The organism is Streptomyces sp. BBFR102 (assembly GCF_051397025.1).
Taxonomy (GTDB): domain Bacteria; phylum Actinomycetota; class Actinomycetes; order Streptomycetales; family Streptomycetaceae; genus Streptomyces.
In genome coordinates, this window is record NZ_CP195757.1 from 4,370,599 (window position 1) to 4,393,393 (window position 22,795).

The window sequence follows — 22,795 nt, forward strand, 5'->3', positions numbered from 1 at the left end:
CCCTGCCGCGGCCAGATCCTCGCGAGGGGCCTTCTTCCGGAACCCGGAGTGGAGCGGTGCCGCTTTTGCTACGGTATGCACTCCGACGATACCGGTGTGCGGGCGGCGGCTCTTGTTCGGCGGGGTCGGCGTTCCGCCGGTCAGGGGTGAGCCCGCGCCACCGGGGGCAGGCGGCCGGTGGGGAGCGGCGGAAGTGACCGGGGAAACGGACGGGAAGGCCGCCGTGTCAGAATGCGCGTTCCGTCTCCCCGGCGGACCGCGACACGGACGAACGGCCAGTATCGAGCAGGAGAGACAGCACGATGCGTATCGGAATTCTCACCGCAGGCGGCGACTGTCCCGGCCTGAACGCCGTGATCCGCTCGGTCGTGCACCGTGCCGTCACACACCACGGCGACGAGGTCATCGGCTTCGAGGACGGGTACAAGGGCCTCCTGGACCGCCGCTACCGCCCTCTCGACCTCAACGCCGTCAGCGGCATCCTCGCCCGCGGCGGCACCATCCTCGGCTCGGCCCGCCTGGAGCGCGGCCGCCTCGCCGAGGCGTGCGAGAACGCCCCGGAGCTGGCCCGCGAACTCGGGATCGACGTACTGATCCCGATCGGCGGCGAGGGCACCCTCACCGCCGCCCGGCTCCTCTCCGACTCCGGGATGCCGGTGGTCGGCGTGCCGAAGACCATCGACAACGACATCTCCGCCACCGACCGCACCTTCGGCTTCGACACCGCCGTCGGCGTCGCCACCGAGGCCATCGACCGGCTCAAGACCACCGCCGAGTCGCACCAGCGCGTCATGGTCGTCGAGGTGATGGGCCGGCACGCCGGATGGATCGCGCTGGAGTCCGGCATGGCCGGCGGCGCCCACGGCATCTGCCTGCCCGAGCGGCCCTTCGACCCGGCCGACCTGGTCAAGATGGTCGAGGAGCGGTTCGCGCGCGGCAAGAAGTTCGCCGTCATCTGCGTCGCCGAGGGCGCCCACCCCGCCGAGGGGACCATGGACTACGGCAAGGGCGCCATCGACCAGTACGGCCACGAGCGGTTCCAAGGCATCGGCACCGCGCTCGCCGGGGAGCTGGAGCACCGCCTCGGCAAGGAGGCCCGCCCGGTCATCCTCGGCCACGTCCAGCGCGGCGGCAGCCCCACCGCCTACGACCGCGTCCTCGCCACCCGCTTCGGCTGGCACGCCGTCGAGGCCGCGCACAACGGCGCGTTCGGCCGGATGACCGCGCTGCGCGGCACCCGCGTAGAGATGGTCCCGCTCGCCGAGGCGGTCACCGAGCTGAAGACCGTCCCCCAGGACCGCATGGACGAGGCCGAGTCGGTCTTCTGAACCGGCCCACGGCCCGAGGGGCGGCGCGCGCCCGGGGTTTCCCGGGCGCCCGCCGCCCCGTCCGGCCGCGAACGCCCGGCGGTCACGCCCTCACTGCCACCGGTACCGCAGTTCCGGGCGCCCCACCGTGCCGTACTGGGGGCTGCGCACCGCCCGGCCCGAGGCGACGAGGTGTTCCAGGTAGCGGCGGGCGGTGATGCGGGAGATCCCGACCTCCTCGCCGGTGGCCGCCGCCGTCAGGCCCTCGGGGGCCGCGCGCAGCGCATGGGTCACACGCTCCAGGGTCGGTGAACTCAGACCCTTCGGGAGCACCGCGGGCTGCGGCGCGCGCAGGGCGCCGAGCGCCCGGTCCACCTCGGCCTGGCCGCTGGCCTCACCGGCGGCCGTGCGGAACTGGGCGTACCGCACGAGACGGTCCCGCAGCGTCGCGAACGTGAACGGTTTGAGGACGTACTGGACCACCCCCAGCGACACCCCCTCGCGGACCACCGCCAGGTCCCGTGCCGAGGTCACCGCGATCACGTCGGCCCGGTGCCCGGCCGCCCGCAGCGAGCGGGCCAGCTGGAGGCCGTGCCCGTCCGGCAGGTACAGGTCGAGCAGGAGCAGGTCCACCGGGAACCGTTCCAGGGCCCGCTGCGCCTCGGTGCCCGAGTGCGCCACCGCCACCACGGTGAACCCCGGAACCCGCTCCACGTACGTCCGGTGCGCGTCGGCCGCCACCGGGTCGTCCTCCACCACCAGCACCCGGACCGGACCCGGGGCGCCCCCCTGCCCGCCACCGGGAGCCGGGGCGCCGTCGGACCCGGCGGGCTGGGTGGGGTACGGGGTCATCTCAGGCTCTCCGGAGTGGCGTCGTCGGTCGGGTCGGGCGTGGGCAGCGGGGCTGTGCCGGGCGGGCCCGCGCCCGCGTGCGGGCGGGAGCGGGGCGCGGGCAGGCCGGAGAACCCGTCCGGCGTGTGCCGGCCGAAGGGGATGCGGACCCGGAAGGCGGCCCCGCCGCCGGGCGCCTCTCCCACGGTGACCGTACCGCCGTGCCGCTCGGCCGTCTGCCGCACCAGCGCGAGGCCCAGCCCCCGGCCGCCGCCCTCCTTGGTGGACCACCCCCGGCGGAACACCTCCTCGCCGCCGCCGACGCCCGGGCCGTTGTCGGCGACCCGCAGCAGGAGCCCGTCCGACTCGGCACGGGCGGTCACCGTGACGCGGGCGCCCGGGGTGCCGGAGACGGCCTCCATCGCGTTGTCGACCAGGTTGCCCAGGACGGTGACCAGGTCGCGGGCGGGCAGCTCCGGCGGGAGCACCCCGTCGTCCAGGCGGCTGTCCTCGTGCACGCTCAGCTCGATGCCGCGCTCGTTGGCCTGCGCGGTCTTGCCCAGCAGCAGCGCCGCCAGCACCGGCTCACCGACCGCCTGCACCACCTGGTCGGTGAGGGTCTGGGCCAGTTCCAGTTCGGCGGTGGCGAACTCCACCGCCTCGTCCGCCCGGCCCAGCTCGATCAGCGAGACCACGGTGTGCAGCCGGTTGGCGGCCTCGTGCGCCTGCGAGCGCAGCGCCTCGCAGAAGCCGCGCTCGGAGTCCAGCTCGCCGGTGAGCGCCTGGAGCTCGGTGTGGTCGCGCAGGGTGACGACGGTGCCGCGCCGCTCGCCGGCGGCGACCGGCGAGGTGTTGACCACCAGGACCCGGTCGTCGCTCAGGTGCACCTCGTCGACCCGGGGTTCGGCCGCGAGCAGTGCTCCCGTCAGCGGGGCCGGCAGCCCCAGCTCGTCGGCCCGGTCGCCGACCCCGCGCTCCGGGGTGAGGCCGAGCAGCTCCCGGGCCCCGTCGTTGATCAGCGCCACCCTGCGCTGCCCGTCCAGCATCACCAGTCCCTCGCGGACCGCGTGCAGGGCCGCCTGGTGGTAGGCGTACATGTGGCTGAGCTGGGCGGCGTCCATGCCGTGCGTGTGACGGCGCAGCCGCGCGTTGATCACGTACGTGCCGACCCCGCCGACCGCCAGCGTCAGCCCGCCCACCGAGAGCAGGGTGAGGGCCTGCGCGCGCAGCCGGGCCGCGATCTGGTCGACCGTGATCCCCACGCTGACCAGCCCGATCACCTCGCCGTCGGCCCGGACCGGGGTGACCACCCGTACCGAGGGGCCGAGCGTGCCGGTGTACGTCTCCTGGAGCGTGCGGCCGCTCAGCGCCTCCTCGGTGTGGCCCATGAAGCGCGCGCCTATCTGCCGCTCGTCCGGATGGGTCCAGCGGATGCCGTCGGTGTCCATGATGGTGACGAAGCCGACATCCGCGTCGCGGCGGACCTCCTCGGCGTACGGCTGGAGGACGCGCGAGGGGTCGTCGCCCGACTGGATCGCCTCGCGCACCGAGGGGGAGTCGGCGACCGCCCGGGCCGTCGCGTCCACCTGGCGGACCGCCGCCTCCTCGGCCTGACGGCGGTCGGAGAGGAACGCGAACAGGACACAGCCGAGGATCAGCAGGCCCACCAGGAAGACCTGCATCGCGAAGAGCTGACCAGCGAGACTTCGGGGACGACAGAGGGGCATGTCGGACAGTCTGCCTGGCTGGATGTGTGCGAACTAAATGAACGCAAGGGTGACCGCTGTCACAGCCTGCGAAAGAGTCGCCGCACCGCCAGCACGTGAGCCGCACGCACTGAGCGTTGTGCAGGCACCTGTCCGCTCCGCCCCTCCCAGGCCGCGAGCGTCGCTTGCACGTCCGGCGCCGGGCGACCGCCCGCACCGGTCCGCATCGCAGACGACGAAGTCCAAGGAGGCCCCCGTGGCTACAGCAGCCAAGCGGGACAGAACGCATTATCTGTACATCGCCGTGATCGCCGCGGTCGTGCTCGGCATCCTGCTCGGCTTCGTCGCTCCGTCACTGGCCGTCGAGCTGAAGCCGCTCGGCACCGGCTTCGTCAACCTGATCAAGATGATGATCTCGCCGATCATCTTCTGCACGATCGTGCTGGGCGTCGGATCGGTCCGCAAGGCCGCCAAGGTCGGCGCGGTCGGCGGCCTCGCCCTCGGCTACTTCATCGTGATGTCGACCGTCGCCCTCGCCATCGGCCTGGTCGTCGGCAACTTCCTGGAGCCGGGCCACGGCATGCAGCTCACCGACGAGCTGCGTGGCGCCGGAGAGGCCCAGGCCAGCGACGGCAGCGAGTCCACCGTCGACTTCCTGATCGGCATCATCCCGACCACCATGGTCTCCGCCTTCACCGGCGGCGAGGTCCTCCAGACCCTGCTGGTCGCCCTCCTGGTCGGCTTCGCCGTGCAGGCCCTCGGCAAGTCCGGCGAGCCGATCCTGGCCGGCATCGGCCACATCCAGCGCCTCGTCTTCCGCGTCCTCGCCATGATCATGTGGGCGGCCCCCGTCGGCGCCTTCGGTGCCATCGCGGCGGTGGTCGGAGAGACCGGCATCGACGCGCTGAAGTCGCTCGCCGTCATCATGATCGGCTTCTACGTCACCTGCCTGATCTTCGTGGTCGTCGTCCTCGGCGCGCTGCTGCGCATCTGCACCGGGGTCAACATCCTCAAGCTGCTCAAGTACCTGGGCCGCGAGTTCCTGCTGATCCTCTCCACCTCCTCCTCGGAGTCGGCGCTGCCCCGCCTGATCGCCAAGATGGAGCACCTGGGCATCTCCAAGCCCGTCGTCGGCATCACCGTCCCGACCGGCTACTCCTTCAACCTCGACGGCACCGCCATCTACCTGACGATGGCCTCCCTCTTCGTCGCCGAGGCGATGGGCAACCCGCTCTCCCTGGGCGAGCAGGTCTCCCTGCTCCTCTTCATGATCATCGCCTCGAAGGGTGCCGCCGGCGTCACCGGCGCCGGGCTCGCCACCCTCGCGGGCGGTCTCCAGTCGCACCGGCCGGAGCTGGTCGACGGCGTCGGTCTGATCGTCGGCATCGACCGCTTCATGTCCGAGGCCCGCGCCATGACCAACTTCGCGGGCAACGCCGTGGCCACCCTGCTCATCGGCACCTGGACCAAGGAGGTCGACCGCGACCGCGTCAACAAGGTCCTCGCCGGGGAGATCCCCTTCGACGAGAAGACCCTGGTCGACGACGGGCACGGCCCGGCCCCGGAGGACGCCGAGCCGGCCGCCGGGCAGGCCGACGGCGGCGTCCCCCTCCAGAAGTCCGGCAGCTGACCCACATCTCGCGCCGCGCCTCACTCCCCCGAGGCGCGGCGCGTTCCCGGACCGGGCGACCCCCCCACCGCCCGGCCCCGCCAACGCCCCCGGCCCCCCGCCGGGGGCGTTCGCGTTGCCTCAGGAGGTACGGGCGGCGACCGAGGTGCCCGGCGGCTGAGCGCCGCCAGGCGCAGGCCGAGGAGCCAGGGCGCCTGCGGGCCGGTCCGGCGCTGCCCGGAGCGATGCCCGCCGCCGGCGGTGACCCTGGGGTGGCTCGGTGGTGTCCGGACAGTCGCTCGCCGCACCCGTCGGCCCGGACGGCGCGCAATGCCGAACGCGGCCGGACTCGAAGGGCAAAGAAAAAAAGCCCTCCGACGATTTGACGTCCGGGGGCTTTGGCTGCGTATATTCGGTGTTTCTGTTTTCCCTCAATTGGGCGCAGAGAAACACCTGATGAATCCATCATAACCGGCGAGGAGTCGCATTGTCAACCGAGTGGCAGGGGAATCGCGAAGAGCGCCGGGACGACGCGGAATTGCGGGCCGAGCAGTCCTTCGTCACCCACCTGTACACCCTCCTCGACGCTCGCCGCGCCGCCGGGGAGAGCGCCGTCAGAAGGTCGTTGTCGCAGGCCACCACGGGTCAGCAGGCCCGTCTGGAGCGGGACGTCGCGGTCACCGAGCACGGCATGACCGCCGCCGCGCTGGACGCCGTGGATTCCGGGCTCTGTTTCGGGCGGCTGGATTTCCGGGACGGGACCAGCCGACACGTCGGCCGTATCGGAATCCGCGAGGAGAACGCCGACCGCACCCCCGTCCTCATCGACTGGCGGGCGCCGGTCGCCCGCCCCTTCTATCTGGCCACCGGCCACACCCCGATGGGGCTGCGCAGGCGTCGCCACCTCACCACCGAGGGGCGTACCGTCACCGCTCTGCACGACGAGATCCTCGACCTCGGCGACGCGCGGCGCACCGGACACGAGGACCCCAACGGCGACGCCGTCCTGCTCGCCGCGCTCGGCGCCGCCCGCACCGGCCGGATGGCCGACATCGTGCAGACGATCCAGGCCGAGCAGGACCGCGTCATCCGCGCCCCGCACCAGGGCGTCCTCGTCGTCGAAGGCGGCCCCGGCACGGGCAAGACCGCCGTCGCCCTGCACCGCGCCGCCTACCTCCTCTACGCCCACCGCGAGCAGCTGGCCCGCCGCGCCGTGCTGATCGTCGGCCCGAACCCGGCCTTCCTCGGCTACATCGGCGAGGTGCTGCCCTCCCTCGGCGAGACCGGCGTCTGGCTCGCCACCCTCGGCGAACTCTTCCCCGGCGTCGAGGCGAGGGGCACCGACACCCCCCGAGCCGCCGAGGCCAAGGGCCGCCTGGAGATGGCCGGGGCGCTGGCCCGGGCCGTGGCCGACCGGCAGGCCGTGCCGGACGAGGTGCTGGAGATCGACCACGACGACTACGGCACCCTCCACCTCGACCGCGCCATGGCCACCGAGGCCCGCGAGCGGGCCCGCGCCACCGGACTGCCGCACAACCTGGCCCGCCCGCACTTCGCCTTCCGGATCATCGACGCGCTGACCGCCCAGCTCACCGACCGCCTCGGCGCCGACCCCTACGGCGGCCCCAACCTCCTGGACGCCTCCGACATCGCCCAGCTCGCCAAGGAGATCGCCGCCAGCGCCGAGGTGCACGCCGCCATCGGCTCGCTCTGGCCCCGGCTGACCCCCGAGGAGTTCGTCACGGACTTCCTCGCCGATCCCACCCACCTCACCGAGGCCGACGCCGGGGCGGTCCGCCGCGAGGGGGGCGAATGGACCCCGGCCGACGTGCCGCTCCTGGACGAGGCCGCCGAACTCCTGGGCGAGGACGACTCGGCCGCCCGCGCCGCCGCCGAGGCCGCCCGCCAGGAACGCGTCGCCTACGCGCAGGGCGTCCTGGAACTCGCCTACGCCTCGCGCACCTACGAGTTCGAGGACAAGGACGACGAGGACTCCGAGGTGCTCGGCGCCCACGACGTCATCGACGCCGAGCGGATGGCCGAACGCCACGAGGAGGCCGACCACCGCACCGCCGCCGAGCGGGCCGCCGCCGACCGCACCTGGGCCTTCGGCCACATCATCGTGGACGAGGCGCAGGAGCTGTCCGCGATGGCCTGGCGGCTGCTGATGCGCCGCTCGCCGACCCGCTCCATGACCCTGGTCGGCGACCCCGCCCAGACCGCGGAAGGCGGCGGCCTCGGCGACTGGCACACCATCCTCGACCCGTACGTCCCCGGGCGCTGGGAGTACACCCGGCTCGGCGTCAACTACCGCACGCCCGAGGAGATCATGGCCGTCGCCGGAGCCCTGCTGCGCGCCGAGAACCCCCGGTTCACCGCGCCCGCCTCGGTCCGCTCCACCGGCCGGCGCCCCTGGTCGCGGCGGACCACCCCGAAGGCCCTGCCGGCGGCCGTCGCCGAGGCGGCCCGCGCCGACGCCCCCGAGGAGGGCCGCCTCGCGGTGATCGCCCCGGCCGCCCTGCACGAGGCGCTGGCGGCCGTACTGCCGGACACCACCGCCGGGGGCGAGCCCGACCTGAGCCGGCCGGTGGTGCTGCTCACCCCGCGCCAGGCCAAGGGGCTGGAGTTCGACGCGGTCCTCGTGGTGGAACCCGGCGTGTTCCCCACCAGCGACCTGTACGTGGCTCTGACCCGCGCCACCCGCACCCTGGGCCTCCTGCACACCGGCGAGCTGCCCCCCGCCCTCGCCGACCCGGAGACCGTCGAGGCGCGCTGACGCCCTGTCGGCCCCCCGCGCTATCCTCTGGCCGCGTCCGCGTCGCCCCGTCAGGCGGCCCGGGCGCGGCACGGAACGACGGCACGGACTCGGGGGAGCGATGGCGGGACCCACCACGGGACGACCGGGACCAGGGGCGTACCCGCCCGGCCCGTACGACCCTTACGGCCCGTACGGGCAAGGCCACCCCCACGGTTACGGTGTCCCGCCGCAGCGGCCCGGCGCCGGGCTCGCCGACGCGCCGCTGGTGGTGCCCTCCCGGGGCGGGACGGTGCGGGCCTGGCTGGGGTGGCTCCTGCCGCCGGTCGCCGCGCGGCGGCTCTGCCGGCCCTCGCGGCACGACCGGATCGACGACCCGGCCACCCGTGTCCTCCAGCGCGTCCGCGCCTTCGCCGGGTTCGTCGTCGTGCTCGGTGTCGCCTTCGCCTACCGGGTGGCCGACGCGATGGAGGTGGTCACCGCACCCTGGCTCCAGATCATCCAGAACTGCCTGGTGCTCGTCCTGGTCGTCCCCGTGGTCCTGGCGGTCTTCATCCGCTCGGCCCGGCCCCACCTGCGCCGCCCCTACCTGCGGCGCTCCCGTGGTCCGCTCTGCGTCCTGCTGTCGCTGCTCACCGTCGTGGTCTTCCTGACCGTGACGACCCTGACCACCGGGGGCAACCTCGCCGACAACGCCCTCGCGGTCCGGCTGGCCGCCGTCTGGCTGGTCTTCTTCGGCATCAGCGCCCTGCTGAACTCGGTCGCCAACGTCTTCCGCACCGCCGACGTCCACGAAGTGGTGCCCCCGATGGTCTCCATCGCCCTCGTCTGGGTGAACCTCGTCGTCGACCTCGTCGGGGACAAGTACGGCGACGCCCCCGAGGACATCGCCCGGCTCCTGCTCTACGGCGGCCCCGTCACCGTCACCTGCCTCGCCCTGTGGGAACTGCGCCGCCTGCGCCGCCACCACGGGCTCACCCTCCGGCGCGCGCTCGGCCGCTGACCCCCGGACGCGCGGGCGGCCCGGTCCTCCCCTCCCCGTGGCGGGGGAGGACCGGGCCGCCGGGTACCGGGCGGGATCAGGCCGGCCGCAGCCAGACCGTGGCCAGCGGCGGCAGGGTCAGCCGCAGGGCCGCCGGGCGGCCGTGGGCGCCCGGCTCCCCGGCCTTGAGGGGCTCCGGATTGCCGACGCCCCCGCCGCCGAACCGCTCCTCGTCGGTGTTGAGGACCTCCCGCCACACCGCGTGGGCGTCCGGCACACCGAGGGCGTATCCGTGGCGGACCACCGGGGAGAAGTTGCTGACCGCGAGCAGCGGTGCGCCCTGGTGGTCGTGGCGGAGGAAGGCGAGCACGTTGTCCTCGGCCGCGTCCGAGACGATCCAGCCGAAGCCGCCGGGGTCGGTGTCGCGCTGCCACAGGGCCGGGGTCGCGCCGTAGACCGTGTTCAGCTCGCGGACCAGGTCGCGCACGCCCCGGTGGTCGGCCTCGGCGCCGTACGCCGCGTCCAGCAGCCACCAGTGGGGGCCGTGCTCCTCGGACCACTCGGAGCCCTGAGCGAACTCCTGCCCCATGAACAGGAGTTGCTTGCCCGGGTGGGCCCACATGAAGCCGAGGTAGGCGCGGTGGCCGGCGCGCCGCTGCCACCAGTCGCCGGGCATCTTGGAGACCAGGGCCTGCTTGCCGTGGACCACCTCGTCGTGCGAGATGGGCAGCACGTAGTTCTCGCTGTAGGCGTACACCATCGAGAAGGTCATCTCGTTGTGGTGGTACCTGCGGTGCACCGGCTCCTTGGCCATGTACTCCAGCGAGTCGTGCATCCACCCCATGTTCCACTTCAGCCCGAAGCCGAGTCCGCCGAAGCCGCCGGCGCCGGTCAGGTGGGTGGGCCGGGTGACGCCGTCCCAGGCCGTCGACTCCTCGGCGATGGTGACCACGCCCGGGACCCGCCGGTAGACCGTCGCGTTCATCTCCTGGAGGAAGGCGACCGCGTCGTGGTTCTCCCGCCCGCCGTACTCGTTGGGCGACCACTGGCCCTCCTCGCGGGAGTAGTCGAGGTAGAGCATCGAGGCGACCGCGTCGACCCGCAGCCCGTCGATGTGGAACTCCTCGCACCAGTACACCGCGTTGGCCACCAGGAAGTTGCGGACCTCGGCACGGCCGTAGTCGAACTCCAGCGTCCCCCAGTCCGGGTGCGCGGCCCGCTGCGGGTCCGGGTGCTCGTACAGCGGCCGCCCGTCGAACTCCGCCAGGGCCCAGTCGTCGCGCGGGAAGTGCGCGGGCACCCAGTCCATCAGCACCCCGATGCCCGCCTGGTGCAGGGCGTCGATCAGGTACTTGAAGTCGTCCGGGGTGCCGAGCCGGGCGGTCGGCGCGTAGAAGCCCGTCACCTGGTAGCCCCAGGAGCCGCCGAAGGGGTGCTCGGCGACCGGCATCAGCTCCACATGGGTGAAGCCGAGCTCCTTGACGTACGCGGGCAGCTGCTCGGCCAGTTCGCGGTAGCTCAGCCCCGGCCGCCAGGAGGCGAGGTGCACCTCGTAGACGGAGAACGGCGCCTCGTGCACCGGGACCTGCCCGCGCCGCGCCAGCCACGCCTGGTCGCCCCAGGTGTGGTGCGAGTCGGTGACCACCGAGGCGTTGGCCGGCGGCACCTCGCTGCGGCGGGCCATCGGGTCGGAGCGGCGGGTCAGCGAGCCGTCCGGCCGGGCGATCTCGAACCGGTACAGCGCCCCCTCGCCCACCCCCGGCACGAACAGCTCCCAGATCCCGCTGGAGCCGAGCGAGCGCATCGGGTACGCCGTGCCGTCCCAGAAGTTGAAGTCACCGATGATCCGCACCCCGCGCGCGTTCGGCGCCCAGACGGTGAACCGGGTGCCGGTCACCCCCTCGTGCGTCATCGGCCGCGCCCCCAGCGCCCGCCACAGCTCCTCGTGCCGCCCCTCACCGATCAGGTGCAGGTCGAAGGAGCCGAGCGAGGGCAGCATGCGGTACGGGTCCGGGGTGGTGAGGGTGAGGCCGGCGCCGCCCTCCTGCCCCGGGTAGGTGATCTCCAGCCGGTAGTCGGGTGCCGAGGCCATCGGCAGCAGCCCCGAGAAGAACCCGCCGCCGTCGTCGGCCAGCACCACCCGGAGCCCCTCGGCGACCACCGCGACGCCGGTGGCGTACGGCCGCAGCGCCCGCACCACGACACCGTCCTCGACCGGGTGGGCGCCGAGCACGCCGTGCGGGTCGTGGTGGTGGCCGTGGAGCAGGCGTCCCCGGTCGTCGGGGTGCGGCGCGTACGGGGAGGCGGGCGGCGGGGTGGCCGCGGCGGGCCGCCGGGTGCGGGCGGCCGGGGTGCGGCCGGGCTTGGCCGGGGTCCTGGCGCCGGACCTGGCCGGGTTCTTCGGCTGGGCGGTGCCGGACTTCGGGGACACCTGGCCGGGCTTGGCGCCCGCCTTGGCCCCCGCCTTGGCCTTGGTCTGCGCGGCGCCCTTCGTCTTGGTGGCCGTCGGCGCCTTCGCGGCCGTCGCCGTGGTGCCGGCCTTCGCGCTCGTCCTGGTGCGCGTCGTGGCCTTCGGCTTCGTCCTGGTCTTCGGGGCGGCGCCGCCGGTCCCGGAGGCCGTCTGCTCGTCCGGCTCCGGGGCACCCCCGCCCGGAGCCTTCGCGCCCCGGGCGGGGGTGCCCGCACTGCCGGACTTGGTGGAGCGGGGCCGGCCGGCGCGGGCGCGGGCCACGTCCTCGTTGGCGGCACCGGGCGCGGCGGCCGGCACCGGGCGGGTGCGGGTGGCCGTGGCGGTCCTCGGGTCGGTACCGCCGCTCGCGGCGCGCTCGGGACCGGGGGAGGCAGCGGCCGGGGCCTCGGCGTCCCGGCCCTCCCCGCGGGCCGGGGCGGGGACCAGGGGGGTGTGCGGCTCGGCCGCGTCGGAGGGTTCGGGGGCGGGCGGACGGGGGGTCACGGGGATGGCCTCCTCGGCACGGTGGGGCGGTGGCCGGCTCGGGGCCGGACCAGGGCGGATCGGGTGGGGAGGGGGTGGTGGGCGGCGCCGGGGCGGGGCGCTCCGGCGGGGACCGGCGCGTCCTGCCCGGGGGCGCCGAGCGGGTGGCGGTGGGGGAGACGGGCGGTCAGCCGAGGCCGTGGCCGAGCGGGCCGCCCGCGTCGGCGCGGGCCCCGGCCGGGACGGTGGCGGCCAGCCGCTCCACCGCCGCCAGCGGGACCGGCAGCCAGTCAGGCCGGTGCCGGGCCTCGTAGAGCGCCTCGTAGACCGCCTTGTCGGTCTCGTAGGCACGCAGGAGAACCGGTTCGTCGCGCGGGTCGCGGCCGTGTGCCTCCGCGTACCCGGCGCAGTACGCGTCCCGGCAGCGGTCGGCCCACTCGGGTGCCCAGGGCTGGTGCGAGCGGGCCGCGTAGTCGAAGGAGCGGAGCATGCCGGCGACGTCGCGGACCGGGGGCTGCGGCAGCCGCCGCTCGGCCAGCGGCTTCACCGGCTCGCCCTCGAAGTCGATCAGCGACCAGCGTCCGTCGGGCCCGCGCAGGCACTGTCCGAGGTGCAGGTCGCCGTGGACCCGCTGGGCGGTCAGTGAGGTGCCGGCCAGCGACGGGTCGGCCATCGCTTCGAAGGCGGTGCGCAGCCCCGGCACGTGCCGGTGGAGCGCGGGCACCGCCTGCGCCGCGGCGTTCAGCCGCTCCGTCATCTGCGCGGCCAGCGCCGCCAGCCGGGCCGGTCCCAGCGTCACGGTGGGCAGGACGCCGGCGAGCGCCGCGTGCACCTCGGCGGTGGCCCGGCCCAGCGCCCGGGCCTCGCCGGAGAAGTCCTCACCCCGGGCGAGCGCGCCGAGCGCCAGTTCCCAGCCGTCGTCGCAGCCGCGCAGGAACGGCTGGAGGACGCCGAGGACCAGCGGCTCCGCGCCGCCGTCGGCCTCCACCCAGGCGAGGGGCGCCGGCACCCGGGTGGAGTGGCCGGCGGCCAGCGCCAGGGGCAGCTCCAGGTCCGGGTTGACGCCGGGGACGACCCGGCGGAACAGCTTGAGGATCAGCCGTTCGCCGTAGACGAGGGAGGAGTTGGACTGCTCGGCGCCGAGCACCCGGGCCGGCAGCCCGGCCGGGATGTCGCCCTGCCCGGCGCGGGCGAAGCGGAGCGCCCCGAGCCGCCCGGGCAGCCGCAGCCGCTCCAGCAGCACCTCGGTCAGGCGGGCGTCGTGCAGCGCGTCGTAGACGGTCTGCCCGGCGAGCGGCCCGTCGCCCGGCCGGCCGATCAGCGCGGGCGCCAGACGCGGCGGCAGGGCCTGGCGGATCCCGATGAGCAGCTGGTAGGTGTCGCCCGGGTCGGCGGCGGCGCCCGGGCAGGCCGGCTGCCGGGCGCGGACCAGGAGGTGGAGCAGGCCCGGGCCGTCCTGCCCAGGCGGGCCCGCCGGCAGCAGCTCGGTGGCGGCGACCAGGGTGAAGCCCGTCACCGGGCGGCCCTTGCCGGCGAACCACCGCTGCCTCGGCAGCCAGGGGCGCAACAGCGGGTCCAGGGAGGCGAGCAGCCCCCCGGACGCTGGGGAAGGAACGAGCGTGCTGGAGGCATCCGACATTGGCGGCGTCGCGTCCTTTCCCCGGGTACACCTCAATATCGCCCGGCAGTGACCAGGATTGCGGCATTTGACGGTCCGGCGGTGCGCCCGGTCCCCTCATCGGCCGCAGCCGCGGGCGCACGGGACGGTGACGGTGCCCCGGACAGTGCGGGGCGGGGGAGCGTACGAGGAGCGGGGCATGGTGCTCCGGGGCGGGTCGTTCACCCACGTGCCCGGATCCGGCGCGCGGTGCGGGATTACGCGTGCCCGGTGCGGGAGGGCCGTAACCGTCCCGCACCGGGCGTCGTGGCGTGCTCGGTGCCCGGTGCCGCCGTCAGGGGGTGACGGCGGTGACCGCGGCCTCCTTGCGCAGCCGGAACCAGTAGAAGCCGTGGCCCGCCAGGGTCAGCAGGTACGGCAGGTCACCGATGGCGGGGAAGCGCACCCCGCCGGTCAGCTCCACCGGATGGCGCCCGGCGAAGGACTGCAGGTCCAGCTCGGTGGGCTGGGCGAACCGCGAGAAGTTGTGCACGCACAGCACGAGGTCGTCCTCCTCCCCGTCCGGCCCGGGCGGGGCCTCGCGCAGGAAGGCGAGGACGGCCGGGTTGGTGGAGGGCAGCTCGGTGTACGAGCCCAGTCCGAAGGCACGGTTCTGCTTGCGGATCTCGATCATGCGCCGGGTCCAGTGCAGCAGGGACGAGGGCGAGGACATGGCGGCCTCGACGTTGGTCACCTGGTAGCCGTGGACCGGGTCCATGATCGTGGGCAGGAAGAGCCGGCCCGGGTCGCTGGAGGAGAATCCGGCGTTCCGGTCCGGTGTCCACTGCATCGGCGTGCGCACCGCGTCGCGGTCGCCGAGCCAGATGTTGTCGCCCATGCCGATCTCGTCGCCGTAGTACAGGATCGGCGAGCCCGGCAGGGAGAGCAGCAGGGCGGTGAAGAGCTCGATCTGGTTGCGGTCGTTGTCGAGCAGCGGGGCGAGGCGGCGCCGGATGCCGATGTTGGCCCGCATCCGCGGGTCCTTGGCGTACTCGGCGTACATGTAGTCGCGCTCTTCGTCGGAGACCATTTCGAGGGTCAGCTCGTCGTGGTTGCGCAGGAAGATGCCCCACTGGCAGCCCGAGGGGATGGCCGGGGTCTTGGCGAGGATCTCCGAGACCGGGTAGCGGGACTCCCGGCGGACCGCCATGAAGATGCGCGGCATCACCGGGAAGTGGAACGCCATGTGGCACTCGTCGCCGCCCTTGGCGTAGTCGCCGAAGTAGTCGACGACGTCCTCCGGCCACTGGTTGGCCTCGGCGAGGAGGACCGTGTCCGGGTAGTGGGCGTCGATCTCCTCGCGGACCCGTTTCAGCATGGCGTGCGACCGGGGCAGGTTCTCGCAGTTGGTGCCCTCCTCGGCGTAGAGGTAGGGCACGGCGTCGAGGCGGAAGCCGTCGATGCCGAGGTCCAGCCAGAACTTCAGCGCGGAGAGGATCTCCTCCTGGACGGCCGGGTTCTCGTAGTTGAGGTCCGGCTGGTGGGAGAAGAACCGGTGCCAGTAGTACTGCTGGCGCACCGGGTCGAAGGTCCAGTTCGACGCCTCGGTGTCGACGAAGATGATCCGGGCGTCCTGGTACTGCTTGTCGTCGTCGGCCCAGACGTAGTAGTCCCCGTACGGCCCGTCCGGGTCGCGGCGGGACTCCTGGAACCACGGATGCTGGTCGCTGGTGTGGTTCATGACGAAGTCGATGATGACCCGCATGCCCCGCTGGTGGGCCGCGTCGACGAACTCCACGAAGTCGGCGAGGTCGCCGAACTCCGGAAGCACCGCCGTGTAGTCCGAGACGTCGTAGCCGCCGTCGCGCAGCGGCGACTTGAAGAACGGCGGCAGCCAGAGGCAGTCCACTCCCAGCCACTGGAGGTAGTCGAGCCTGGAGGTGAGGCCCTTGAGGTCGCCGATGCCGTCGCCGTTGCTGTCCTGGAAGGACCGGACGAGCACCTCGTAGAAGACGGCACGCTTGAACCACTCGGGGTCACGGTCCCTGGCAGGGGTGTCCTCGAAGGTGTCCTGGACGGGTTCGTTGACGATCATGGTGTGGGTGACCCTCCGATCGGTGAGGACGGTCGCAGGACGAACAGGTGCGCGGGCGTGACACCCGGCTCTAGCCGCACGTAGTTGGCCCTGCCCCAGTGATAGGTCTCGCCGGTGAGCTCGTCGCGCACCGGTGTGGTGTCGTCCCAGCCGAGGCCGAGGCGCTCCATGTCCAACGAGACCGTGGCTTCCTGGGTGTGGTGCGGGTCGAGGTTGACGACCGTCAGGACCGTATTGCCACCCGAATGCTTGCTGTAGGCGAGCAGCGCGTCGTTGCCGGTGTGGTGGAAGTGCAGATCGCGCAGTTGCTGGAGGGCCGGGTTGCGGCGCCGGACCCGGTTCAGCACGGTCAGCAGGGGGGCCAGGGTGCGGCCCTCCCGCTCGGCCGCCGCCCAGTCGCGCGGACGCAGCTGGTACTTCTCCGAGTCCAGGTACTCCTCGCTGCCAGCGCGCAGGGGCTGCGCCTCGCACAGCTCGAAGCCCGCGTAGACCCCCCAGCTGGGCGAGAGGGTCGCCGCCAGCACCGCCCGCGCCTCGAAAGCGGGGCGGCCCCCGTGCTGAAGGTACTCGTGCAGGATGTCCGGCGTGTTGACGAAGAAGTTCGGCCGCATGTACGCGGCCGCGTCCCCGGTCAGCTCGGTCAGGTAGTCGGTCAGCTCCTGCTTGCCGTTGCGCCAGGTGAAGTACGTGTACGACTGCTGGAAGCCGACCGCGGCCAGGGCGTGCATCAGCGCCGGCCGGGTGAACGCCTCGGCGAGGAAGACGACGTCCGGGTCGGTCCGGTTGATCTCGGTGATCACCCGCTCCCAGAAGACCACCGGCTTGGTGTGCGGGTTGTCGACGCGGAAGATCCGCACCCCGTGGCCCATCCAGAGCCGCAGCACCCGCAGCGCCTCCGCGACCAGGCCGTCCATGTCCTTGTCGAAGGCGATGGGGAAGATGTCCTGGTACTTCTTGGGCGGGTTCTCCGCGTACGCGACGGAGCCGTCGGGCCGGTGGTGGAACCACTCCGGATGCTCCGTCACCCACGGGTGGTCCGGGGAGCACTGGAGCGCGAAGTCCAGCGCGACCTCCAGCCGCAGTTCGGTGGCGGTGCGTACGAAGGCGTCGAAGTCCTCGAAGGTGCCCAGTTCCGGGTGGATCGCGTCGTGGCCGCCGTCGGCGGAGCCGATCGCCCACGGCACGCCCACGTCGTGCGCGTCGGGGGTGAGGGAGTTGTTGCGGCCCTTGCGGTGGGTGGTGCCGATCGGGTGGATCGGCGGCAGGTACACCACGTCGAAGCCCATCGCCGCGACGGCCGGCAGCCGGGCCGCCGCCGTCCGCAGCGTGCCGGAGACCGGCGGGCCGCCGTCCTCGGGGAGGACCGCGCCCTCGGAGCGCGGGAAGAACTCGTACCAGGAGCCGAAGAGCGCCCGCTTGCGCTCCACCAGCAGCGGCAGCGGCTCGGAGGCGGACAGCGGCTCGCGCAGCGGGTACCGCTCCAGCGCCGCCACCGCCTGCGCCTCGCCGGCCGCCGCGAGCCGCTGCCCGGCGGTGAGGGAGGTGTCCCGCAGCGCGTCGGCGACGGCGAGCACCGCCTCGCGGCGGCCCTTCGCCTTCGGCACGCCCTCGGCGGCGCGCTCGTGCAGCCGCGCGCCCTCCTCCAGCACCAGCTCGGTGTCGATCCCGGCCGGGATCTTCACGGCGGCGGTACGGCGCCAGGTGGTCAGCGGGTCGCCCCACGCCTCCACCCAGTACGTCCAGTGCCCCTCCTCGTCCGGGGCGACCACCGCGCCCCAGCGGTCGGTTCCGGGCGCCAGCTCGCGCATCGGCGTCCAGGGGCCGGAGCGGCCGTCCGGGCCGCGCAGTACGACGTCGGCGGCGACCGCGTCGTGGCCTTCACGGAAGACGGTGGCGGTGATCTCGAAGGACTCGCCGCTCACCGACTTGGCGGGGCGTCTGCCGCCCTGGACGAGCGGTCGGACGTCGAGGACGGGGATGCGTCCAATGGGGGTGTTCACGGCATCACCTGAGGGATCGTGCGGGTACGGGGGTGGCCGGGGAGTCGGGCGTCCCGGCCGTCGTCCTCTGTATCGGCAGCTTCCGCCGTCCCTTTGACGCCCAGGGCGTGTCCTGGTGAGGCCGGGGTGCTCGACGGGGGACGCGAGGCGGCACGGACGCTCCTTGCCGTGCGCTTGGACCGCGCCGGGGATGCGCGTCAGGTGCCTGCGGCAGATCTGCCGCACCGGGCCGGACGGCGCCGGCGGGGCCGTGCGGGAACGCGGTGCGCGGAAGTACCGGGACGGCCTTCCCCCACCCGAAGGGCGGACGATCACCCACCTGCTGAACCGGGCCCGAGATTCCCCCCCACTGCCCCCGGCATGCGCCGGCGAACAAGACCCCAGGTCGCCACCACGGTGACCCCTGACCCCGCGTGACCCGAGGGCACCCACCCCCGGCCCGGCCGACACATGAGGCCCTGGGACCGCAGGCCCGGGAGTCGCAGGGCGGAGGCCGGGCGCTGGCCACCTTCCAGCCCGGTCGGCGATTGAGGCCATCGGTGACCGCAGGTCCGGAGAGCCGTGGGACGCGACCCGGGCACGGCCGCCTTCCAGCCCGGCCGGCGTGTGGGGCCGTCGGTGGCCGCGAGGCCGAGGCCGGGGGCGGCCGAACCCGGGCCGACCGGTGCCGGAGGCCGAAAGGAACGGCCCGCGGGCCGGGAGCTGGACGCCCCCCGACCCGCGGGCCCACATGCCCGCCCCGCTAGGGCGACACCTGGAGCAGACGGTTCGGCGACCCGATCCGCCGATCCTGGATCTGCCCCGTGGAGGCCGTGCCGACGATGTGCTTCTCGACCGCCGCCGGCGTCGCCTTCGGGTTGGCCGCCAGATACAGCGCGGCCGCCCCGGCGACGTGCGGCGCCGCCATCGACGTCCCGTCGTACACCGCCGTCCCGGTGTCGCTCTTGTGGGAGGCGGACTTGATGTCCTCGCCCGGCCCGAACAGGTCCACGGCCGGACCCCAGTTCGAGAAGTACGACCGCTCGTCCCAGCGGTTGGTCGCCCCGACCACGATCGCCTGCTTCACCCGGCTGGGCGAGAGGGTCTCCGCCGGCACCCCCTCGTTGCCCGCGGACACCGTGTAGGTGACCCCGGAGGCGACGGAGGCGCGGACCGCCTGGTCCAACTCGGCGCTGACGCCGCCGCCCAGGCTGAGGTTGGCCACGGCCGGCTTGACGGCGTTCTTGGTCACCCAGTCGATGCCGGCGACGATGTCCTCGATGGTGCCCCAGGAGTCGGGGTTGAGCACTCGTACGCTCACGACCTTGGCCTTCTTCGCCACGCCGTAGGTGGTGCCGGCGGCGGTGGCCGCGACGTGCGTGCCGTGGCCGTTGGAGTCCTGGGCGACCTTGTCCCGGTCGACGAAGTCGTAGCCGTGACGGGCCCGGCCGCCGAACTCCTTGTGGCTGATCCGGACGCCGGTGTCGAGGACGTACACGGTGGTGCCCGCGCCGCCGCCCTTCGGCGAGGTGTACCGGCCGTCCAGCGGCAGGGTCGGCTGGTCGACGCGGTCCAGGCCCCAGACCGGGTTGGTCTGCGTGGCCGTGGCCCGCACCTTGAAGTTCTGGGCGACGGAGGCCACGGCGGGGTCCGCCGCGAGCCGCCGTGCCTGGACGGCGTTGAGCTTCACCGCGTACCCGTTGAGGACCCGCTGGTAGGTGTGGCTGATCTTGCCGCCGTAGCGGCTGGCGAGCTTGGCGCCCGCGGCCGACGGTGCCTTGACGCCGGGCTTCAGCGTCACGATGTAGCTGTCGCGCACCACGTCGCGGGGGTTGTCGGCCTGACGGACCGTCCCCAGCTTCGGGCCCCCCGGCCCTGCGGATGCCGCCTGGGCGGGCAGGGTGCCCACCGCGAGCGCCGCGACCGTGGCGGCGGCCACGGCCACCGTCCGGCGCGGAATGCGTATGACCTCGCTCATGTGCGAGTTCCCCTCCTCATGTCGACCCCGCGGGCCCGCCCTTCGCGGGCCCCGCGGTGTCCGTCCGTCAGCGTGTCGGGCCGGGGCCGCCCGGGCAACGGGTCAAGAGGGGGGAGAACGGGGCGAATGCGTCGTGAAGCCGCAGCAAAGGTTGTGTGATTGTTGCAACGGAACCGTTTGGCGGGGTGCGGTCGCGGACCCCGCACCGTGCCCGCCGCCGACGCCCCGTCACCTGGGGCGCGCGCCCCCGTACGCGCCCCGTCAGGCACCGGTCCTGACGCCCCGTGATGCGAGCCGCCCCGCAAAAGCGGATGAATCCTGCGAAGGTGGAACCGTGAAGGCAATGCGTCGATTCACCGTGCGTCCCGTCCTCCCCGAACCCCTCCGCCCCCTCAGCGACCTGGCCCGCAACCTGCGCTGGTCCTGGCACGCGGATACCCGCGAGCTGTTCCAGTCGGTCGACCCGGCCCGGTGGGCCGCCACCGGCGACCCCGTCCGGCTGCTCGCCGCCGTCCCGCCCGAACGCCTCGACACCCTCGCCGCCGACCGGCGCTTCCGGCTCCGCCTGGCCGCCGCCGTCGACGACCTCGCCGACTACCTCGAAGGTGACCGCTGGTACCAGCGCCAGGAGGGCTCCCTGCCCGCCGCCGTCGCCTACTTCTCGCCCGAGTTCGGCGTCACCGCCGCCCTGCCGCAGTACTCCGGCGGCCTCGGCATCCTCGCCGGCGACCACCTCAAGTCCGCCAGCGACCTCGGCGTCCCCCTGATCGGCGTCGGGCTCCTCTACCGCCACGGCTACTTCCGCCAGTCCCTCTCCCGGGACGGCTGGCAGCAGGAGCACTACCCGGTCCTCGACCCGGACGAGCTGCCGCTCACCCTGCTCCGCGAGACCGACGGCAGCCCCACTCTGATCCGCCTCGCCCTGCCCGGCGGGCGGGTGCTGCGCGCCCGCGTCTGGCAGGCCCGGGTCGGCCGCGTCCCGCTGCTCATGCTCGACTCCGACGTCGAGGACAACGACGCCGCCGCCCGCGAGGTGACCGACCGGCTCTACGGCGGCGGCAGCGAGCACCGGCTCCACCAGGAGATGCTGCTCGGTATCGGCGGCGTCCGCGCGGTGCGGGCCTACTGCCGCCTCACCGGCCACCCGGCGCCCGAGGTCTTCCACACCAACGAGGGGCACGCCGGCTTCCTCGGCCTGGAGCGCGTCCACGAACTGGGCGCGCCCGCACCCGAGGGCCCCGGCCTCGACTTCGACCAGGCCCTCCAGGTGGTGCGCGCCGGAACCCTCTTCACCACCCACACCCCGGTGCCCGCCGGGATCGACCGCTTCGAGCGCTCCCTGGTCGCCCGGCACTTCGGCGAGGGCGCCGAACTCCCCGGCATCGACACCGGACGCGTCCTCGCGCTCGGCACCGAGACCTACCCGGGCGGCGACCCGGGCCTGTTCAACATGGCCGTGATGGGCCTTCGGCTCGCCCAGCGCGCCAACGGCGTCTCCACCCTGCACGGCCAGGTCAGCCGCGAGATGTTCGCCGGGCTCTGGCCGGGCTTCGACGCCGAGGAGGTGCCGATCACCTCGGTCACCAACGGCGTGCACGCCCCCACCTGGGTCGCCCCCGAGGTACTGCGGCTCGGCGCCCGCCGGGTCGGGACCGGCCGTGCCGAGGAGGCGCTGAGCGTCGGCGGCCCGGAGCGGTGGGACGCCATCGGGCAGATCTCCGACCCGGAGATCTGGGAGCTGCGCCGCACCCTGCGCGAGCAGTTGGTCGAGGAGATCCGCACCCGCCTCGCCGCCGGCTGGCGCCAGCGCGGCGCCGGCCCCGCCGAACTCGGCTGGATCGACACCGCCTTCGACCCGTCCGTGCTGACCATCGGTTTCGCCCGGCGCGTCCCCTCCTACAAGCGGCTCACGCTGATGCTCCAGGACCGCGACCGGCTGCGGGCGCTGCTGCTCCACCCGGAGCGGCCGGTGCAGATCGTGGTGGCCGGCAAGGCGCACCCGGCCGACGACGGCGGCAAGCGGCTGGTGCAGGAGCTGGTCCGGTTCGCCGACGACGCCCGGGTCCGCCACCGCATCGCCTTCCTGCCCGACTACGGCATGGCGATGGCCCAGAAGCTCTACCCGGGCTGCGACGTCTGGCTCAACAACCCGCTGCGCCCCCTGGAGGCGTGCGGCACCTCCGGCATGAAGGCCGCCCTCAACGGCTGCCTCAACCTCTCCGTCCTCGACGGCTGGTGGGACGAGTGGTACGACCCGGACTTCGGCTGGGCCATCCCCACCGCCGACGGCGGGGGCGACCTCACCGCCAAGGAGACCGAGCGCCGCGACGCCCTGGAGGCCACCGCCCTCTACGAGCTGCTGGAGGAGCGGGTGGCCCCGCGCTTCTACGAGCGCGGCCGTGACGGGCTGCCCGACCGCTGGATCGGCATGGTCCGCGAGACCCTGACCCGGCTCGGCCCGAAGGTCATCGCCGGGCGCATGGTCCGCGAGTACGTGGAGACCCTCTACGCCCCGGCCGCCCGCGCCCACCGCGCGCTCGGCCCCGAGCAGGCCCGCGAACTGGCCGCCTACAAGGAGCGGGTGCGCTCCGGCTGGGCGCAGGTCGCGGTGGAGCACGTGGACGCGGGCGCCGACGGCGCCGACGGCGACGGGGCCCCCGCCCAGCTCGGCACCACCCTCGCCCTGCGGGTGCGGGTGCGCCTGGGGGAGCTGGCGCCCGAGGACGTGGAGGTGCAGGCCGTCTCCGGGCACGTCGACGGCGACGACCGGATCAGCGGCGCCGCCCGGGTCCCGCTGAAGCCGGCGCCGGGCGGCCCCGATCTGGACGGCCGCTGGACCTTCGAGGGCCCGCTCGCCCTGGACCGTACCGGCAGCTTCGGCTACACGGTCCGGGTGCTGCCCAGCCACCGGCTGCTCGCCTCCGGCGCCGAGATGGGGCTGATCGCCGTCCCGGCGGAGGCGGCCGGGCAGGAGGCCGGGGTACTGCTGCGCTGAGCGGCGGCCACCGCGCGGTACGACGAAGC

The 22,795-nt window shown here is 73.9% G+C and carries 12 protein-coding genes; 5 read left to right on the forward strand and 7 right to left on the reverse strand.

What is annotated here, in order from left to right; all coding sequences use genetic code 11:
* Nucleotides 1-302: 302 nt before the first annotated feature.
* Nucleotides 303-1,328: an ATP-dependent 6-phosphofructokinase gene (locus ACSLIC_RS19555; protein WP_436739007.1), complete on the forward strand. Its 1,026-nt coding sequence runs from the start codon at nucleotides 303-305 to the stop codon at nucleotides 1,326-1,328.
* Between the two features lie 90 nt (nucleotides 1,329-1,418).
* On the opposite strand, the gene ACSLIC_RS19560 is transcribed toward ACSLIC_RS19555, so the two are convergent.
* Both ACSLIC_RS19560 and ACSLIC_RS19565 read right to left on the reverse strand, forming a co-directional pair.
* Nucleotides 1,419-2,159: a response regulator gene (locus ACSLIC_RS19560; RefSeq protein WP_436739008.1), complete on the reverse strand. Its 741-nt coding sequence runs from the start codon at nucleotides 2,157-2,159 to the stop codon at nucleotides 1,419-1,421.
* Nucleotides 2,156-3,820 (reverse strand): ATP-binding protein, encoded by a 1,665-nt coding sequence (locus ACSLIC_RS19565; RefSeq protein WP_436740421.1) that lies wholly within the window; start codon nucleotides 3,818-3,820, stop codon nucleotides 2,156-2,158. The genes ACSLIC_RS19560 and ACSLIC_RS19565 overlap by 4 nt, the downstream gene beginning before the upstream one ends.
* 280 nt (nucleotides 3,821-4,100) lie before the next feature.
* Here ACSLIC_RS19565 and ACSLIC_RS19570 point away from each other — a divergent pair, with 280 nt between their 5' ends.
* The 3 genes from ACSLIC_RS19570 to ACSLIC_RS19580 all read left to right on the forward strand — a co-directional run bounded on the left by ACSLIC_RS19570 (nucleotide 4,101) and on the right by ACSLIC_RS19580 (nucleotide 9,211).
* The gene (locus tag ACSLIC_RS19570; protein ID WP_436739009.1) at nucleotides 4,101-5,474 is read left to right on the forward strand and encodes a cation:dicarboxylate symporter family transporter; all 1,374 of its coding nucleotides are present in this window, start codon (nucleotides 4,101-4,103) and stop codon (nucleotides 5,472-5,474) included.
* Nucleotides 5,475-5,940: 466 nt separating this feature from the next.
* Entirely contained in the window at nucleotides 5,941-8,229 is a 2,289-nt protein-coding gene (locus ACSLIC_RS19575) for a HelD family protein (protein ID WP_436739010.1), read from the forward strand.
* A 100-nt stretch (nucleotides 8,230-8,329) separates the two neighbouring features.
* Complete coding sequence (locus tag ACSLIC_RS19580; RefSeq protein WP_436739011.1) at nucleotides 8,330-9,211, forward strand: hypothetical protein; 882 nt, start codon at nucleotides 8,330-8,332, stop codon at nucleotides 9,209-9,211.
* Nucleotides 9,212-9,287: 76 nt separating this feature from the next.
* Here ACSLIC_RS19580 and glgB read toward each other — a convergent pair whose 3' ends face one another.
* The 5 genes from glgB to ACSLIC_RS19605 form a co-directional block, all read right to left on the reverse strand.
* Entirely contained in the window at nucleotides 9,288-12,143 is a 2,856-nt protein-coding gene (gene glgB / locus ACSLIC_RS19585; protein ID WP_436739012.1) for a 1,4-alpha-glucan branching enzyme, read from the reverse strand.
* A gap of 166 nt (nucleotides 12,144-12,309) precedes the next feature.
* Nucleotides 12,310-13,761 (reverse strand): maltokinase N-terminal cap-like domain-containing protein, encoded by a 1,452-nt coding sequence (locus tag ACSLIC_RS19590; RefSeq protein WP_436739013.1) that lies wholly within the window; start codon nucleotides 13,759-13,761, stop codon nucleotides 12,310-12,312.
* Nucleotides 13,762-14,074: 313 nt separating this feature from the next.
* On the reverse strand, nucleotides 14,075-15,814 hold the full coding sequence (gene treS / locus ACSLIC_RS19595; RefSeq protein ID WP_436739014.1) for a maltose alpha-D-glucosyltransferase: 1,740 nt from the start codon (nucleotides 15,812-15,814) through the stop codon (nucleotides 14,075-14,077).
* Nucleotides 15,811-17,814 carry an alpha-1,4-glucan--maltose-1-phosphate maltosyltransferase gene (locus ACSLIC_RS19600; protein WP_436739015.1) on the reverse strand — a complete coding sequence of 668 codons (2,004 nt, stop codon included), beginning with the start codon at nucleotides 17,812-17,814 and terminating at the stop codon, nucleotides 15,811-15,813. Before ACSLIC_RS19600 ends, treS begins: the two co-directional genes overlap by 4 nt.
* Before the next feature lie 742 nt (nucleotides 17,815-18,556).
* Nucleotides 18,557-19,771, reverse strand: coding sequence for a S8 family peptidase (locus tag ACSLIC_RS19605; protein ID WP_436739016.1), 1,215 nt, complete (start codon nucleotides 19,769-19,771; stop codon nucleotides 18,557-18,559).
* Between the two features lie 334 nt (nucleotides 19,772-20,105).
* Between ACSLIC_RS19605 and glgP the strand changes: the two genes are divergently transcribed.
* Complete coding sequence (gene glgP, locus ACSLIC_RS19610) at nucleotides 20,106-22,766, forward strand: alpha-glucan family phosphorylase (protein ID WP_436739017.1); 2,661 nt, start codon at nucleotides 20,106-20,108, stop codon at nucleotides 22,764-22,766.
* Nucleotides 22,767-22,795 lie beyond the last annotated feature (29 nt).

Coding starts and splice junctions, on each gene's coding strand:
- ACSLIC_RS19555 (WP_436739007.1), top strand. CDS start 303: ATGCGTATCGGAATTCTCACCGCAGGCGGCGACTGTCCCGGCCTGAAC.
- ACSLIC_RS19560 (WP_436739008.1), bottom strand. CDS start 2,159: ATGACCCCGTACCCCACCCAGCCCGCCGGGTCCGACGGCGCCCCGGCT.
- ACSLIC_RS19565 (WP_436740421.1), bottom strand. CDS start 3,820: ATGCAGGTCTTCCTGGTGGGCCTGCTGATCCTCGGCTGTGTCCTGTTC.
- ACSLIC_RS19580 (WP_436739011.1), top strand. CDS start 8,330: ATGGCGGGACCCACCACGGGACGACCGGGACCAGGGGCGTACCCGCCC.
- ACSLIC_RS19590 (WP_436739013.1), bottom strand. CDS start 13,761: ATGTCGGATGCCTCCAGCACGCTCGTTCCTTCCCCAGCGTCCGGGGGG.
- treS (WP_436739014.1), bottom strand. CDS start 15,814: ATGATCGTCAACGAACCCGTCCAGGACACCTTCGAGGACACCCCTGCC.
- ACSLIC_RS19605 (WP_436739016.1), bottom strand. CDS start 19,771: ATGAGCGAGGTCATACGCATTCCGCGCCGGACGGTGGCCGTGGCCGCC.